At 68.2% G+C, this 16,387-nt stretch carries 14 protein-coding genes and 1 tRNA gene; all 15 read right to left on the reverse strand.

Features of this window, described 5'->3' with window-relative positions; genetic code table 11:
• Positions 1-6 precede the first annotated feature (6 nt).
• Positions 7-489, reverse strand: a complete 483-nt coding sequence (locus tag AC1RMY_RS16590; RefSeq protein ID WP_492866319.1) for a (2Fe-2S)-binding protein — start codon at positions 487-489, stop codon at positions 7-9.
• Positions 490-500: 11 nt separating this feature from the next.
• Entirely contained in the window at positions 501-1,340 is an 840-nt protein-coding gene (locus tag AC1RMY_RS16595) for an FAD binding domain-containing protein (RefSeq protein ID WP_492866321.1), read from the reverse strand.
• Between the two features lies 1 nt (position 1,341).
• Entirely contained in the window at positions 1,342-1,794 is a 453-nt protein-coding gene (locus AC1RMY_RS16600; RefSeq protein ID WP_492866323.1) for an SRPBCC family protein, read from the reverse strand.
• A gap of 4 nt (positions 1,795-1,798) precedes the next feature.
• Positions 1,799-2,236 carry an SRPBCC family protein gene (locus AC1RMY_RS16605; RefSeq protein ID WP_492866325.1) on the reverse strand — a complete coding sequence of 146 codons (438 nt, stop codon included), beginning with the start codon at positions 2,234-2,236 and terminating at the stop codon, positions 1,799-1,801.
• 12 nt (positions 2,237-2,248) lie between these two features.
• Positions 2,249-5,137: a flotillin family protein gene (locus tag AC1RMY_RS16610; protein ID WP_492866327.1), complete on the reverse strand. Its 2,889-nt coding sequence runs from the start codon at positions 5,135-5,137 to the stop codon at positions 2,249-2,251.
• Positions 5,138-5,165: 28 nt separating this feature from the next.
• Positions 5,166-6,056: a phosphoenolpyruvate hydrolase family protein gene (locus AC1RMY_RS16615; protein ID WP_492866329.1), complete on the reverse strand. Its 891-nt coding sequence runs from the start codon at positions 6,054-6,056 to the stop codon at positions 5,166-5,168.
• Positions 6,053-8,302 (reverse strand): ABC transporter permease, encoded by a 2,250-nt coding sequence (locus AC1RMY_RS16620; RefSeq protein WP_492866331.1) that lies wholly within the window; start codon positions 8,300-8,302, stop codon positions 6,053-6,055. The genes AC1RMY_RS16615 and AC1RMY_RS16620 overlap by 4 nt, the downstream gene beginning before the upstream one ends.
• On the reverse strand, positions 8,295-9,083 hold the full coding sequence (locus tag AC1RMY_RS16625) for an ABC transporter ATP-binding protein (protein ID WP_492866333.1): 789 nt from the start codon (positions 9,081-9,083) through the stop codon (positions 8,295-8,297). The genes AC1RMY_RS16620 and AC1RMY_RS16625 overlap by 8 nt, the downstream gene beginning before the upstream one ends.
• A complete protein-coding gene (locus tag AC1RMY_RS16630; RefSeq protein ID WP_492866335.1) occupies positions 9,080-10,165 on the reverse strand; it encodes a branched-chain amino acid ABC transporter permease in 1,086 nt (361 codons plus the stop codon). The genes AC1RMY_RS16625 and AC1RMY_RS16630 overlap by 4 nt, the downstream gene beginning before the upstream one ends.
• A gap of 2 nt (positions 10,166-10,167) precedes the next feature.
• Complete coding sequence (locus AC1RMY_RS16635) at positions 10,168-11,178, reverse strand: branched-chain amino acid ABC transporter permease (RefSeq protein WP_492866337.1); 1,011 nt, start codon at positions 11,176-11,178, stop codon at positions 10,168-10,170.
• The gene (locus AC1RMY_RS16640) at positions 11,171-12,025 is read right to left on the reverse strand and encodes a helix-turn-helix transcriptional regulator (RefSeq protein WP_492866339.1); all 855 of its coding nucleotides are present in this window, start codon (positions 12,023-12,025) and stop codon (positions 11,171-11,173) included. Before AC1RMY_RS16640 ends, AC1RMY_RS16635 begins: the two co-directional genes overlap by 8 nt.
• Before the next feature lie 159 nt (positions 12,026-12,184).
• Positions 12,185-13,435 (reverse strand): ABC transporter substrate-binding protein, encoded by a 1,251-nt coding sequence (locus AC1RMY_RS16645; RefSeq protein ID WP_492866341.1) that lies wholly within the window; start codon positions 13,433-13,435, stop codon positions 12,185-12,187.
• A gap of 222 nt (positions 13,436-13,657) precedes the next feature.
• Positions 13,658-13,963, reverse strand: coding sequence for a DUF982 domain-containing protein (locus tag AC1RMY_RS16650; protein ID WP_492866342.1), 306 nt, complete (start codon positions 13,961-13,963; stop codon positions 13,658-13,660).
• 513 nt (positions 13,964-14,476) lie between these two features.
• Positions 14,477-14,550, reverse strand: a tRNA-Gln gene (locus AC1RMY_RS16655).
• Between the two features lie 192 nt (positions 14,551-14,742).
• Positions 14,743-16,248: a glycerol kinase GlpK gene (gene glpK, locus AC1RMY_RS16660; RefSeq protein ID WP_492866344.1), complete on the reverse strand. Its 1,506-nt coding sequence runs from the start codon at positions 16,246-16,248 to the stop codon at positions 14,743-14,745.
• Between the last annotated feature and the right edge of the window lie 139 nt (positions 16,249-16,387).

Consider the following 16,387-nt stretch of genomic DNA (forward strand, 5'->3'; position numbering starts at 1 on the left):
CCTCCTTCAGGCTCGGCGCGCGCCGGGCGAACCGGCAGCGGAAAGAATGGCCGCGACGATCGGCTCGTAGCCGGTGCAGCGGCAGATGTTGCCGCTGATCGCCTCGATCACCTCGTCGCGGCTGGGATTCGGGTTCTTCTCGAGCAGCGCCCGCGCCGCGGTCAGCATGCCCGGCGTGCAGAAGCCGCACTGCGCCGCGAAATGCTCCATGAAGGCCGCCTGCAGCGGGTGCAGGTTCGGCCCATCCGCCATGCCAGCCGCCGTCTCGACATGGCGGCCCTCGCAGGCGATCGCGAGCGTCAGGCAGGAGAGCTGCGGCTCACCGTCGATCAACACGGTGCAGACGCCGCAGGTGCCCTGCCCGCAGCCATATTTCGGCGAGAAGTCGCCGAGCCCGCGCCGGAGCGTGTTGAGCAGCGTCTCCGGCGCATCGACGAAGGCGGCGCGGTCGGAGCCGTTCAGGCGGAACTGGACCGGGATCTTGGCCATGGCGCGCCTCCTCAGCGGGGTTCGCCGGCGAGCAGCCGGCCGAGATGGATGGGCAGCACCTCGCGGCGATACCACTCGCTCGCGATCGCATCGGTGGCGGGCTGGCAGCCTTCGAGCGCCGCCTGCTTCGCGGCCTGGATCGCGGCGGCATCGAGCGCCGTTCCATTGAGGGACTTGCCCTCCAGCGCCCTCTCCACGCCCCGCGCCCGGATCGGCGCCGGCGCCATCGCGCCATAGGCGATGCGCGGCTGCATGATCCGCCCGGCCTGCGCCGGCAGATGGGCGGCGATCGAGAGCACGGAGATACCCTTGGGCTTCACCCGGCTGATCTTGCGGAAAAGGAACTCGCCCGCATTGGCCGGCCGCGAGAACTGGACGCCGGCGATGAGCCCCGGCGCCGTGGCGCGGTCGCGCCCGGCGAGGAATTCGTCGAGCGGCACAGCCCGGCCTGCGCCGTAGCCGGCCTGCAGCACGACCTGCGCGTCGAGCGCAAGCAGCGCCACGGTGAAGTCGCCATAGGGACAGGGCGCGAAGAGGTTGCCGCCGACGCTCGCCATGTTGCGGATCGCCGGCCCGCCGATGGCGCGCGCGGCCGGATGCAGGAAGGCGAGTTCCCGGCTCACCAGGATCTGCGCCATGGTGACGCCGGCGCCGAGTTCGATACGCCCGCCACCTGCTTTCACCTGCCGGAAGGCGGGATCGGTGACGCGCACCAGGGTGCCCTCGGTCAGTCGTCCCTCATTGACGTCACGCATCACCAGCGTGCCACCGCCGATCAGCACGCAGTGGCGATCCCCTGAGAGGATTCCGGCGGCCTCGGCCATCGTCGCGCAGCTTCTCACAGCCAGCATGTCAGACGCCCTCCCCGGCCAGTTCCGGCAGGCGGCGCACCGCCTCGATGCCGTTGGTGTAGACCTCGTCGCCGACGATGCGGGCGAGTTCCTCCTCGCGGCCGGGCGGCGTGGTGAAGCGGCTCTCCCAGTGCCAGAAGGCGCGATTGCCGTCCGTGACAGGCAGCAGCCGGACATGGGCGACGTAGTTGAAGAGCGGGATCGGCGTGTCGAGCAGGCAGTAGCTGAAGGTCATTTCGAGGTCCGACAGGGTGAGAAGCTGCTCGCGCAGCTCGCTGCCGTCCTGCAGCCAGAAGCGCCGCACGCAGCCGATCCGGTCGGAAGGATGTCCGCGCTCGATCTCGCTTCGCGCCACGATCGGGTGCCAGCGATCATGGCCGTTGAAATCGCGCAGGATCGACCAGAGCCGGTCCACGGGCGCATCGATGATGGTGCTGCGGACGACGTGAGGCATGGCCTCATCCCCCGAATGCGCGCTTCAGCGCGTCGAACCCGCCCTGGAAGACATTCGTGCCGATCCCCTCGACCAGCTCGGCCTCGCGCTCAGGCGCGCAGTCGAAATCGGCCGACCATTCGATGAAGGTTCGCTCCTGATCGGTGATCGGCGTCAGCCGGAGCGTCGCGACATAGTTCGTCAGCGGCATCGGCGAATCCAAGATCGAATAGGTGCAGAACATGTCGTAATCCGACAGGCCGAGGAGCTGCTCACGCAGCCTGTCGCCGCTGCGCAGGCTGAAGGCGCGGATGCAGCCGACCTTGTCGGCCGGATCGCCGTTCTCGATGCGGCTCTCGGCGATGCGCGGATGCCAGTTCGGCAGGCCGTTGAAATCGCGCACGCGGGCCCAGACCTTGGCGGCGGGAGCGGCGATGACGCTGGAAACATAGACGCGGGCCATGATGTGTTGTCCTCAAGCCTTCGTCTCGGGCGTGCCGTCGCCGCCAGGCTTGCCGCCGCTGTCGCCCTTGGGCTTGGCCGGCTGCGCCTCCTTGGCGACGCGTTGCATGTCGGAGGCCTCGCGCATCAGCCCGCCCATCTTGGCGAGGTTGCCGCCCTCGATGCCGATCTCCTTCAGCACCTGGTCGATCATCGGCGCCTGCACGCGGTAGCGCAGCGCGGATTCGATCACCTCGTCGGTGGGCGAGCGCGCCGCGCCGCCCGCCCCGCTGGCACTGCCGCCTCCGCCTGCCAGGCCATCGACATGGAGGATGCGGATGCCCTCGATCTTCTCCATCGGCTTGACGCTCTCGCGCACGATGCCCTCGATCCGGTCGAGCAGCCGCCGCCGGAACAGCCCGTAGCGGGCGCCGTCGCTGAGCACGTTCTCGGCCTCGTAGAGCAGCTTCTGCGCCTCGGCATCGACCGCCTTGCGGATCTTGTCGGCCTCGGCGGCGATGCGCGATTCCTCCGCCGCCTTCTCGGCAAGCAGGACCTCGACGGTCTTGCGCCGCCGCGCTCCCTCACTCTCGCGGATGGTCTTGACCTGCTCCTCGGCCTCGACCGCCTTGCCGCGGGCGATTTCGGCATTGGCCTGTGCCGCGGATTCCTCCAGCGACTTGGCGTAGAGCGCGATCGCCTTGTCCATCGCGGCGCTCTCGACCTCGCGCTCGCGCTCGATTTCGAGCTTGCGCAATTCGCGCTGCCGGCCGACACGAGCCTCGTCGAGCCCGCGATCGGAGGAGATTCGCGCCCGCTCGACCTCCTCATTAGAGGCGATCTGCGCCTCCTGCAGCGATTGGTTGCGCGCTATTTCCAACTGCTCCAGCGCCCGCCGCCGCTCGATCCGCACCGCTTCGAGCGCCTGCTCGCGGCCGATATCGACCGTCTCGACCTGTTGGCGCGCCGTGATCTCGGCCTGACGCAGCGCCTTGTCGGCATCCGTCCGCTCGACCTTCTTCGCGGCGATCGCGATCGCCCGCTCCTCCTCCGCGACCTCGACCTCCCGCTTCTGGGCGATCTGCTGCATCTCGCGGGTCTTGCTGGAGTCGATGCGCTCGATCTCCAGGCCAAGTTCGGTCGTGATGCGCTGGCGCTCGACGCTGTCGCGGCGCTTCAGCTCCGCGGCATCGAGATCGGCGGCTCGCTTGATCTCGAGTTCCTTCGTCGCGAGGTCGGCCGCGATGCGCTCGGCGGCCAGCGCCTTCTCCTGTGCGATGCGGGCAGCCTCCGTCGCCTCGCGGGCGGAGATCTCCGCGGTATCGATCGCCTGGTTGCGGATGATCTCGAGATTGCGGATCTCCTCGTCGCGGCGGATGCGCTCGCTGGAGACGACACGCTCCTGTGCGATGCGCGCCTTCTCGACGCTCTCGCGCGCCGCGATCTCCGCTGCTTCGACCGCTTCCGTGCGCCCGATCTCGAGCAGGCTCTTGCGCTGGTCGAGGGCGATGCGGTCGGCGATGATCGCCTTCTCCTGGGCGATGCGCGCCTTTTCGATCGCCTCGCGGGCGGCGATTTCGGCCTCGTCGAGCGCCCGGTTGCGGGCGATGCCGAGCGCGCGGACCCGTTCGTCCTGGGCGATCCGGGCAGTCTCGACGGCCTCGCGCGCCGCGATGTCTTCCTGGTCGAGCGTGCGCGTGCGCTCGATCTCGCGGTTGCGCACCTCCTGCTCGCGGGCGATGCGCTCGGCGCTGACCGCCGTCTCCTGCAGGATGCGCGCCTTCTCGGTCGCCTCGCGGGCGGCGATCTCGGCGGCTTCCAGCACCTTGGCGCGCTCGATCTCCTTCTGGCGGATCTCGCGCTCGGAGGCGATCCGGGCCGCGTTGATCGCCTGCTCATTGGCGATGCGCGCCTTCTCGACGGTCTCGTGCGCCGCGATCTCGGCCTCCTCGACGGCCTGGGTCCGCGCGATCTCCTGCTGGCGGATGTCGCGTTCGGAGGCGATGCGCGCTTCGCTGATCGCGCGCTCATTGGCGATGCGCGACTTCTCGATCTCCTCGCGCGAGAGGATCAGCGCCTGCTCGGCCTCGGTGTCGCGGGCCGCCCGCTCGCGCGCCACCTCGGCGCGCTGCACGGCGCGCTTGATCTCGATCTCGCGCTGCTGCTCGAGCCGTGCCGCCTCGCTGTCGCGCTCGATGTCGAGCGCCTGTCGCTCGGCTTCGAGATTGCGGGTGCGGATGCGGATCATCGCCTCCTGCTCGATGTCGTTGCGCAGCTTCCGCTTGTCCTCGATCTCCTCGATGATCCGCGTCAGACCCGCCGCATCGAAACGGTTGGACGGGTTGAAGAATTGCAGGTCGGTCTGGTCGAGATCGGTCAGCGCGACGGATTCCAGCACGAGGCCGTTCTGGTCGAGCGCCTCGGCGGCGGCGTCCTTGACACGCTGGACATAAGTCCCACGCTGCTCGTGCATTTCCTCCATCGTCATCTCGGAGGCGACGGTGCGCAGGGCCGAGATGAACTTGCCGGAGAGCAGCGCATTGAGTTGATCCGGCTGGAGCGTGCGCCGGCCGAGCGTCGCGGCGGCGACCGAGACAGATTCCCGCTGCGGCCGGACCCGGACATAGAACTCGGCGTCGATGTCGACGCGCATGCGGTCGCGGGTGATCAGCGCATCGTTATTGGCGCGCGTCACCGCGAGCTGCAGCACGTTCATGTTGACCGGCGTGACGTCGTGGATGATCGGCAGCACGAAGGCGCCGCCATTGATCACGACCCTTTCGCCGAAGAGCCCGGTGCGGACGAAGGAGACTTCCTTCGACGAGCGGCGATAGAGCCAGTTCACCAGATAGACGACGATGGCGATGACGATCACCGCCACGATCAGCCAGAGGATCAGCGATCCGATCAGTTGACCTGTCATGTCCTCATCCTCCCACCCGTCCTTCGGGTCACTTCGCCTTGCCGGTCTTGGCCGCCGGCTTCGTCGTCTTGGTCTTGCTCGTTGCGGCCGCTCGCCCGATCCGCTTGAAGGCGCGCGTCTGGTCGCGGATCGCGACCTCGACCGGCAGCCGCTCCATCGAGGACGCCCCGTAGAAGCCGTGGCAATGCTTCGTGTTCTTCATGATGAAATCGGCATCGGCCGGCTCGGCGACCGGCCCGCCATGGACGAGGATGATCGCGTCCTTCTTGACCTCGAGCGCGGCGGCCGCCCAGGCGTCGACCAGCGCCGGGCAGTCGGCGAGCTTCAGCGCCGTCTCGGCGCCGATCGAGCCGCCGGTCGTCAGGCCGAGATGACAGACGGTGATGTCGGCGCCGGCCTTGGCCATGGCCCGCGCATCCTCCTCGCAGAAGACGTAAGGCGTCGTCAGCAGGCCCTTGGCGTTGGCCAGCGCAACCATCTCGACCTCGAGTCCGTAACCCATGCCGGTCTCTTCGAGGTTCTTGCGAAAGACGCCGTCGATCAGCCCGACCGTCGGGAAGTTCTGGATGCCGGCGAAACCGGTCCGCTTCACCTCGTCGAGGAAGACGTCCATGCGCCGGAACGGGTCGGTGCCGCAGACGCCCGCGATCACCGGCGTCGCCTTCACCACCGGCAGCACCTCGGCCGCCATCTCCATGACGATGGCGTTGGCGTCGCCATAGGGCATCAGTCCGGAAAGCGAGCCGCGCCCCGCCATGCGATAGCGCCCGGAATTGTAGATCACGATGAGGTCGATCCCGCCGGCCTCCTCGCATTTGGCGGAAAGCCCCGTCCCCGCCCCGCCACCGACGATCGGCTCGCCCGCAGCGATCATCGCCCTGAAACGCTCGAGCAAGCTCTTCTTGTCGAACGCGGTCATGGCCTGCCTCCCCCGGCTCGCTCGCGCCGGCGCCCGGCATGCAGCGAGCGGAAATGCTGCACCAACGCGGCGGCGAAGGCGGGGTCATTGATGTGGAGCGGCAGGCGGATCAGCTGCCGGTTTGGGCTCGTCCGCACCGTCTGCTCCAGCGCCTGGAAGAGCGCCGCATCGGCGGCTGGATCGTGGAAGGCCTGGCCGGACGCATCGAGTGCAGAAACGCCGAGCTCCGGGACGAGGAACCGCACCTGACCCTCCATCTGGTTCAGCCGCTCGCCGATCCAGCGACCCATCCGCGCATTCTCCTCCGGCGTGGTCCGCATCAGCGTGATCTGCGGGTTGTGCGGATAGAGCTTGCGATTGCGGTAGCGCTCCGGAACCGTCTCGGGCGCGAAGAAATTGACCATGTCGAGCGCGCCGACCGAGCCGACATAGGGAATGCGCCTGCGGATGACCGCGCCGAAGCGGTCCTCCGTCGCCGGCAGGAAACCGCCCATCATCATGTCGCAGATCTCGGTCGTGGAGACGTCGATCACCGCGCCAATGAGGCCGGAATCGACCAGCTTCTCCATCGACTGCCCGCCGGTCCCGGTCGCGTGGAAGACGAGCGGCTCCCACTCCGCCTCCAGCAGCTTGGCGACCTGCTGCACGCAAGGGGTCGTGACGCCGAACATGGTCAGCCCGACCAGCGGCTTCTCGGGCTCGCCCCGGCGCGGGCCGCTCTCGCGCCTGAGTTCCGCCAGCCGCGCCTTGGCCATCGCGGCGATCGCACGCGCGCCATTGCCGAGCACGAGGCGCGAGACGCGGTTCAGCCCCTGCACGTCCGTCACGGCATGCATCATCGTGATGTCGCTCGCGCCGACATAGGCGCGGACATTGCCGGAGGCCATGGTCGAGATCATCAGCTTCGGCAGTCCTACCGGCAAAGCCTGCATCGCCGGCGTGACCATCGCGGTCGCGCCCGAGCCGCCGGCGGAGATGATGCCGAGCACGCCCTCCTGCCGCGGCAGCCAGGCGGCGAAGGCTTCCGTCATCGCCGCGACCGCCGTGCTGCGATCGCCCGAGGCGATACCGGTCGAGCCCCGGGCCGAAGCGAGCGCGACCTGCTGGGGCGACACGTCGCCACCGGCACTTCGCCCGGAGGTCGAGAGATCGACCAGCCGTGTCCGCAGCCCTTCGGCCCGGATCAGGTCGCGGATATAGCGCAGCTCCTCGCCCTTGGTGTCGAGCGTCCCCGCGATCACGACATAGGGCTCACCGGCGGTCGCAGCAGCGAGCGGGCGGATCGCGCCCACGGGCTCGCCATTGCGCGTCGCCAGCGTCGGGCGAGAGACCGTGCGGGCCTGCGCCTCGATCCGCGCCGCCGGGATGGGTTGCGACCAGCGTGTCGGGATGACCGGGTTGGCGTTGTAGATCCGCGTCGGGCCGACAGGAGCCACCGGCACGGGCCGTGCGGCAACGCCCTCGCCGCTCGCAAGCCCCTGCGCGGCATCGGTCTCGTCATGGCCGTGGCGGCCGACGCCGAGCAGGCGCTGCTGCAATTCGCGGTCGCCCGCCAGCGTCGCCGAGGCAATGATGCGGTTGACCCGGCCATTGACCATGATCGCGACCGGATCGGACATCTGCGTGGCGACGCCGATGTTCTGCTCGATCACCAGGATCGCGACATCGCCCTGCTCGGCGAGCCGGACCAGCATCTCCTCGACATGCGCGACGATGACGGGCGCCAGCCCCTCGGTCGGCTCGTCCATGACCAGCAGGCGCGGATTCAGCAGAAGCGCGCGGCCGATCGCGAGCATCTGCTGCTCACCGCCGGAAAGCTGCGCGCCGCCATTGTTGCGCCGTTCGGCGAGGCGCGGAAAGGCCTCGTAGACGCGTTCAGGCGTCCAGGCGCCGCGTTTGCCGCGCTGCATCAGCCTTAAGTGCTCGTCCACCGTCAGCGAGCGCCAGAGCCGGCGGCCCTGCGGAACATAGCCGATGCCGAGCCTTGCGACCTCGGCCGGCGAGCGACCCGCGATCTCCTCGCCGAAGAAGCGGATCGAGCCCGAGCTGATCGGCACCAGCCCCATGATCGCCTTGCACATGGTCGTCTTGCCCATGCCGTTGCGGCCGACGACGGAGAGGACGCCGCTATGCAGCGTGAGATCGACGCCCTGCAGCGCATGCGAGCGTCCGTAGAACACGTTGAGGCCGGCGATCTGCAGGATCGGCATGCCGGCCGCCGGTGGCGCTTTCAGGCGCTCAGCCATGAGCGCCTCCGAGATAGAGTTCCTGAACCTCGGGATCGGACTCGATCTCGTCCGGACGCCCTTCCTTGAAGATGCGGCCGTTGTGCATCATCGTCACGCTCTCGACGACGCGCAGCGCGACATCCATGTCGTGCTCGATGACGATGTAGCCGATATGGCCCGGCAGCGAGGTCAGGATATGGACGAGGTCGCGCCGCTCCGTCGGCGAGAGGCCCGCGGCCGGCTCGTCGAACAGGATGAAGCGCGGCGCGCCGGAGAGCGCGAGCGCGATCTCAAGCTGGCGCTGCTGGCCATAGGCGAGTTCGCCGACCAGCCGCTCCTTGACGCCCGTGAGATGCACGGCCTCGACCAGCCCCTCGGCCGCATGGACGAGCGCATCGTCCTGGCGCGGCCGCAGCAGCGAGAAGCGGTTCCGCGAGACGCCCCGGCAGGCGAGATAGACATTGTCGAGGACCGAGAGGCCCGTGAACAGCGAGGAGATCTGGTAGGTGCGGCGCAGGCCCCGCCTGATCCGCTCCTGCGGCGGAAAGGCCGTGACGTCCTCGCCGAAGAAGCGGATGATGCCGGTGCTCGGCGCGAAATCCCCGGTGATGCAGTTGAACAGGGTCGTCTTGCCGGCGCCGTTCGAGCCCAGCACTGCGCGCCGCTCGCCCGGCCGCACCGAAAGCGTGATGTCGGAGAGCGCAGCCAGCGCGCCGAACAGCCGCGAGACGCCGCGCAGTTCCAGCGCGTTCGCCGAGCCGGCCGACGCCAGCCCCTCTCGTGCCGCGATCGCGCTCATGGCACACCTCCGCCGACGCGCATGCCGGCGTCGCGGGCGTCGCTGCCCCGGCGATAGCGCTCGCGCAGCCGCTGCCAGATGCCGATCAGCCCGTCCGGCGAGAACAGCACGATGACGAGAAATCCGAGGCCGATCAGCAACTGGTAGCGCTTGCCGTCGAGGCCGACGCCTTCGAGCATGTCGAGCGAGAAGGTCCGCAGCAGCACATAGACCAGCGCGCCGATGAAGGGCCCGATCGGGCGGCTGAGCCCGCCGACGACGGCGATGATCAGCACGTCGACGACGGGCCCGACGCCCGCCGTGCCGGGCGAGATCTGGCGCTGATACCAGACCAGCAGCACCCCCGCGCAGGCCGCTATGAAGGACGCGAAGCTATAGGCTGCGATGCGGTGCGCGACCACATCGAAGCCCAGCGCCGCCATCCGGCGCGGATTGTCGCGCACGCCCTGCAGAGCGAGGCCGAAAGGCGCCCGCGAGACATAGATCACGGCGCCATAGGCCAGGGCCGAACAGGCCAGGGTCAGATAGTAGAAGGGCAGGTTCTGGCCCCAGTCGACGCCGAGGAAGACCGGCGGCTTGACCCCGTTGAAGCCGCTGAAGCCGTTGAAGACCGTGTAGTTCTGCAGCGTCAGGTAGTAGAAGGCCGAGGCGATCGCGAGCGTGATCATGATCGTGTAGATGCCCTCGGTACGGACCGAGAGCGCCCCGCTCAGCGTGCCGAACAGGGTCGCGACCAGGATCGCGATCGGCGCGACCATCCACCACGGCCAATGCAGGCTGATCTGCGAGATCGCGCTGTCGCCGAGGATCGCGACGAGGTAACCGGCGAAGCCCGCCACCGTCATCTGCACCAGGCTGACGATGCCGCCATAGCCGGCGAGGAACATCAGGCTCAGGGCCACGAGGCCGAGGATCATCGAATAGGCGATGATCTGGACGAGCCAGAACGGGCTCGCGATCGCCGGCATCGCCAGGAGCAGGACGCCTACGACCCAGAAGGCCGTGCCGCGCCGCCCCAGCCAGGCACCGAAGCCCTCCGGGCTGCGGGCGCGCTGCTCGAGGTTGAGATCGGCGATCGCCATCGTCAGCGCCTCGCCGCCAGGCCCTGAGGCCGCACCGCCAGCACCGCGACCATGATGACGAAGGTCAGCATCACCGCATAGGTCGGCATGTAGACCGAGCCGAACTGCTCGGCGAGGCCGACGATCAGCGCGCCGATCGCGGCGCCCGGGATCGAGCCCATGCCGCCGACGATGACGACCACGAGCGAGGACAGCAGGATCTTGGTGTCCTCGCCCGGCTGCAGCGACTGGAAGGTGCCGCCGACGACGCCGGCCAGCCCCGCAAGCCCGGCACCGAAGGCGAAGATCATGACGAAGACGAGCTGAACGCGCACGCCCGTCGCCGAGAGCATGTCGCGATCATCGACGCCGGCGCGCACCAGCATGCCGACCCGCGTCCGGTTGAGCGCGAGCCACATCAGGATACCGACGATGATCGCGCCGATCAGGATGGCGATGCGCACGAAGGGATAGGTCATCATCACCGGATCGCCATTGCTGCGCAGCGCGACGACGAAGGGCAGCTGCACGGGGCCGGAAAGCCAGTCCGGCGTCGTGACCTGGAAGGTGTCGCCGCCATAGTTCCAGAGCAGCAGGTCGGCGAAGATGATCGACAGGCCGATGGTGACGAGCGTCTGGCGCAAATCCTGCCCTTCCATCCAGCGGAAGAGAAGCACCTGCATCAGCACGCCGACGATGCCGACCACGATGAAGGCCGCCAGCAGCGCCAGCAGCCAGGAGCCGGTGAACTGGCCGGCGCTGTAGCCGAGATAGCCGCCGAACAGATAAAGCGAGCCATGCGCCAGATTGACGTTGCGCATCAGTCCGAAGATCAGCGTGAAGCCGCTCGCGACCAGGAAGTAGAGCGCACCCAGCGTGATGCCGTTGAACAGCGCGCTGAGGAAGACGCGCTTGCGACCGAACATGGCTTCCATCCCCGGCGTCCAGACCGAGAAGACCAGCCAGACCAGGAGGCCGACCGCGAGGATGATCACGAGCGACCAGACCGGGCGGCGGGCGATGAAATCAGACATGGGCTGCCTGCATGGGCGCGGCCCCGACCGTGCGCAGCACGCGGCGATAGTCGCGCGGTGCCATGCCCATATGGGCGGTGAAGAAGCGCGTGAAGACGCTCTGGCAGGAAAAGCCGAGGCTGTTTCCTATCCGCGTCACCGGGTCCCGGGAAAAGACCAGCCGGTCGAGCGCGGCGTCGAGGCGAACCGTATTGGCGAACACCGTTGGCGTGACGCCGACCTGCTGCCGGAACAGCTTGAAAAAATGGGCGCGCGACAGCCCGGCCTCGCGCGCGACCCGTTCGAGCGCGCCCTCATAGCTCGGATGGTCCTCGAGCAGGCGGCAGGCGCGCAGCACGCGCCGGTCGAGCGCGCCCTCCGGCGCGAGATGGGCGAAGGACGAGGCCAGCTCCGGCTCGATCGGCTCGCTGGATGCTTGCGCCAGCGCCATCAGCACCGGCCCGAGATTGAGGTCGCGCCGCGGCGACAGCAGCATCTCGACGATCTTGTCGCGCCAGGCGGCGAGCTCGCGGGTAACGACCAGTTCCGACGACGGAAACACGATCCCCCCCGGCGGGCTCATCGCCTGGGCGGCAAGCCATTCGGGCCTGAGATAGACGACGAGGAAGAGGCCGAACCGGCCGGCGCTTTCCGGCTGGAAATTATGCGGTTCCCACGGATTGATCGCGACGCCCATGAAGCGGTCGACGAGCGTGCAGCGGCCGCCGACCGTCACGAGCCCCCGCGATCCCTCCAGGAAGAAGATCAGATGGGCCTCGCGATGGGCATGCAGCACCAATGGCCGGTCGAGATCGTAGATCGAAACCCGGCCGAAGGGACCGTGGCAGACCGCGACTGCGCGACTCATGGTTCCTCTCGAAGGCAGGTCCGGCGGCACGGCTCGGGCCTCATCGGGCAAGCCGCCATCCATGCGCCCCCGCCGCGAAGCGGGGGCGCCGGCACCGGGACGTCACGGGGCGAAGGGGTGCGCATCTCGCGTTGCTCCCCTGCGGCAGTCTTCAGGCGCCTATTTCTTGCATTCCGGATTGGTCCGGGACGGCAGCCCCACCGCCTTGAACGCCTCGAGCGAGAGGCCGAGCGTCTGGGTGACGTCGGGAACAGCGCGGACGAACTTGTTGGTCAGGTCGCCATTCGGCAGTTCCGCGACCTCGGTGATGAAGGTCGTGGCGATCGCCTGCCGGTTGTCGTCGAGCTTGATCTTGCCGTTGGGCGCATCCAATTCGACCTTGGCGAGTTCGGCCCGTAGCTTGGCCCCGCCATCGGAGATGTCGCCCTTGACCTTGTCCATCGCGATCGCAAGCGCCTTGACCGCATTGTAGTAGTTGGTCGCGAAGAGCGAAGGGCTGGCGAAGCGCTTATCGGCCGGGAAGGCCTCCTGATACGTCTTGACCCAGGCTTTCCAACGCGGATCGTCCCAGGCGTCGGCGACGCCGCCGGACGAGGGCGTGCCCACCAGCAGGCGCTTGGCGGCGCCCTTCGACGACAGCACCGTCTGGTCGACCATGATCGAGCCGCCGATGAACTTGGCCTTGCCGCCGGTCTGGCTGTACTGGTTCAGGAAGTTGACGGCATCGCCGCCGCCGAGGCCCAGAAAGACCGCGTCGACATCGTCGGGGATGTTGGCGATCACCGAGCCGAAATCCTTGGTGCCGAGCGGCACCCACTGGCGCTGGACGATGTCGCCGCCGGCGCGGCAATAGCCGAGCGCGAAGCCGAAGACCTGCGTATAGGGGAACGAATAATCCTCGGCGATGACCGCGATCTTCTTGAAGCCCTTGTCCTTCAGCACGTATTCGCCGAGGCCGGCCATCCACATCGCGCCGTCGCTGTTGAACCGGAAGAAATTCGGCGAGGGATTGACGAAGGTGGTCTCGAGCGCCCCGGACGAGCCGTTGACCATGACGAGGTTGGGCACGGTCTTGCTGTAGTCGCGCATGGCGATGCCCTCGGAGCCGGAAAGCGGCCCGATGATGAGCTGCACCTTGTCCTGCTCGACGAGCTTGCGCGCGGCGCGCAGCGCCGAATCCGGGCTGGCGTCGGTTGCGGTGATGATCAGTTCGAAGTCGCGGCCGGCGAGCTTGTTGCCGAGTTCCTTGGCCGCGATCTGGACGCCGCGCACGCCGTCCTCGCCACCGGACGTCAACGCGCCCGACAGCGTCGCCATCACCCCGATCTTGAGTTTTTCCTGAGCGCCGGCAACCGACGCGGCAGCCATGAGACTACAGACCGCGACAGCGGTCATGAGCACCTTTCGCATCGTATTTCCTCCCTACGTGGCCGGCCACGCCGAAGGTTTCAACGGCGAGGCCGATGGCGGCTTTTTGATCCGCTCTAAGGGAAAGGTAACACACGCCACCTTGCTGCCAAGGTCGCGGACATTGCGCTGGGTCTGCTTTTTGGCCTTGGGAGGAGGGTTGCTGGGCGGCGTTCCTTCCGAGACTTGGGCCGGCCCCCTTGCGGGCGGCCGACCCTTTGCTCTTTATGCCGCGCCGTAGGAATTGCTTCGCCTGCTGGCGACGAAAGCCGCAACGTCAGGGGCCAGTATGCCGCGACGCTCCGCCCACGAAGCGAAGATCCCCCGAGCTGTTTCAGTCTCTATGTCCCCCCGCACGGCTGCCAGGCAGCCCTTCAGCGCCAGTGCGTGCGCCGCGTCGCGCTGGGAGACCGGCCAGTCTGTCAGGAACATATATGCCTCCATCGCCGATGAGACCGCAGTCGCCACACCGAAGCGGCTCAGGATAACGACGGGGCGCTCGAAATGATCGGAAGGGGGTGCCAAAGCCATATCCTCCTAGAAGCAACATGGGTTCAGGCCACCGACCAGCTAGTCAGCGGTGACGGATATTTTGGAATGGGGCTTTCTGTCGTCAAGACCGGCTCGATGCCGAGGCCGCTCTCGCTTGCGGTCGCTGCCGCGACGTCTCCGCGACGCCCCTTTCCGACCTCCTCGGAGTTCCGCAGGCGGCGAGAAGGACCCGACGCCGCCGTTCGAACTCACTCCGGGGGGCGGCCCGCGCGAGTGAAGAACCGGCCGAGATGTGGGGATGACCAACCTGCATATCGCCCCTGGCAATACGCATGAGAGAGACAGCGTTGCCGATCAAGCCGGCGGGAGCTTCTCGTCTTCAGGAGATGCTGGCAGAGTTCCCTTGCCCGGTGAGGGCTAAGCGCACGGGCAAGGCGGGCGAACGCCAAGTCATGGCAGAGCATGTCGCCGTGGGCCTTCAGGTTGCGCCGCGCAAGACCGTACGGGCCCAAGCAGTCCGGTGACATCCTTGCTTGTCGAGCCACGGAAAAGTGGCTGGGGGACTAGGATTCGAACCTAGACAACCAGAGTCAGAGTCTGGGGTCCTACCGTTAGACGATCCCCCAACAGGGCGTGGCGCCGATGGCTGCGCTCGCGTTGGTGAGGCGGGGTCTAATCAAAGCTTTGCCGAATGGCAAGCCCCAGATTGCAGTCCCTCATGCAATCGCAGCGGAGCCGCCTGAACAGGCGTGCCGGCGCGCGCGGCCGCCCGTCGCCCGCCAGGTCTTGCCGCCCTTCCGCCGTCCGCGCACCGGGAATCAGGCGCCGCTCAGCGTCCGGCGCACGCTGTCGCGCCAGCCGTCGATCTTGCGGACACGCTCGCTCGCCGCCATGGCGGGCGTGAAGCGCCGCTCCAGCCGCCAGAGATCGGCGAAGCGGTCCGGCTCGGGCAGGAGGCCTGCGTCGAGCCCGGCGAGATAGGCTGCGCCCAGCGCCGTCGTCTCGCGCAAGCTCGGGCGGTCGACGGGCCGGTCGAGCAGGTCGGCCAGGCGCTGCATCGTCCAGTCGGAGGCGACCATGCCGCCATCGACCCGCAGGACCTCGCGGGTCCCCTGCCCGCTTTGCGGCCAGTCGGCATGCATCGCCTCGATCAGGTCGATCGTCTGGTAGCAGACGCTCTCCAGCGCCGCCCTGGCGAATTCGCGCGGCCCCGTGCCGCGCGTCAGCCCGAAGATCGCGCCGCGCGCCTGCGCATCCCAATGCGGCGCACCCAGGCCCACGAAGGCCGGCACCAGATAGACGTCCTGCGCCGGGTCGGCGGCCTGGGCCAGCGGCCCGGTCTCGCTGGCATCGTTGATGATGCCGAGCCCGTCGCGCAGCCATTGCACGGCCGCACCTGCGATGAAGATCGAGCCTTCCAGCGCGTAGGTCCGCTTACCGCCGAGCTGATAGGCGATCGTCGAGAGCAGCCGGTGCTGGGAGGTGACCGGCGTATCGCCGGTGTTGAGCAGGGCAAAGCAGCCGGTGCCATAGGTCGACTTCACCATGCCCGGCGAGAAGCAGGCCTGGCCGATCGTCGCCGCCTGCTGGTCGCCGGCGATGCCGCGCACCGGGATGGCGGCCCCGAACAGCTCCGGCGCGGTCTCGCCGAAGAGCGTCGCGCAATCCTTCACCTCCGGCAGCAGCGCCGCGGGAATGTCGAACAGCGCCAGCAACTCCTCGTCCCAGACGCCGCGATTGATGTCGAAGAGCATGCTGCGCGAGGCGTTGGTCGCATCCGTCGCGTGCACCGCCCCGCCGGTCAGGCGCCAGAGCAGGAAGGAATCGACCGTCCCGAAGGCGAGTTCGCCGGCCTCCGCCCGCCGCCGCGCGCCGGGAACATTGTCGAGCAGCCAGGCGATCTTGGTGGCCGAGAAATAGGGATCGATGCGCAGGCCCGTGCGGCCCGCGACCATCTCCTCATGGCCGGCCGCGACCAGCTCGGCGCAACGCGACGCGGTGCGCCGATCCTGCCAGACGATGGCGCGGTGGATGGTGCGGCCCGTCTGGCGGTCCCAGACCATCGTCGTCTCGCGCTGGTTGGTGATCCCGATCGCGGCGATGACGCTCGCATCGAGCCCGGCCTTCGCGATCGCCTCGCGGCAGGTCGCGAGCACGCTCTCCCAGATGTCCTCCGGTTCGTGCTCGACCCAGCCCGAGGCCGGGAAATGCTGCGCGAACTCGCGTTGGGCGCTGGCAACGAGGTTGAGTTCGGCGTCGAAGATCAATGCGCGCGAGGAGGTCGTGCCCTGGTCGATCGCGAGGATATGGCGTGCGGCGGCCATGCGGCGGTCCTTCCCTGAAGCGGCGGCCGAGTCGGGGCCGTCTCGCGCGGAGACTGGCCGAAGCCCGCCCGCGAGGGCAAGGGCGGGAGCCGCAGAAAAGGGCCAGGCGACAACGAGGCCTCCCCTGCCAATCTCCCGC

Source organism: Allobosea sp. GW822-FHT03F07 (assembly GCF_058801345.1).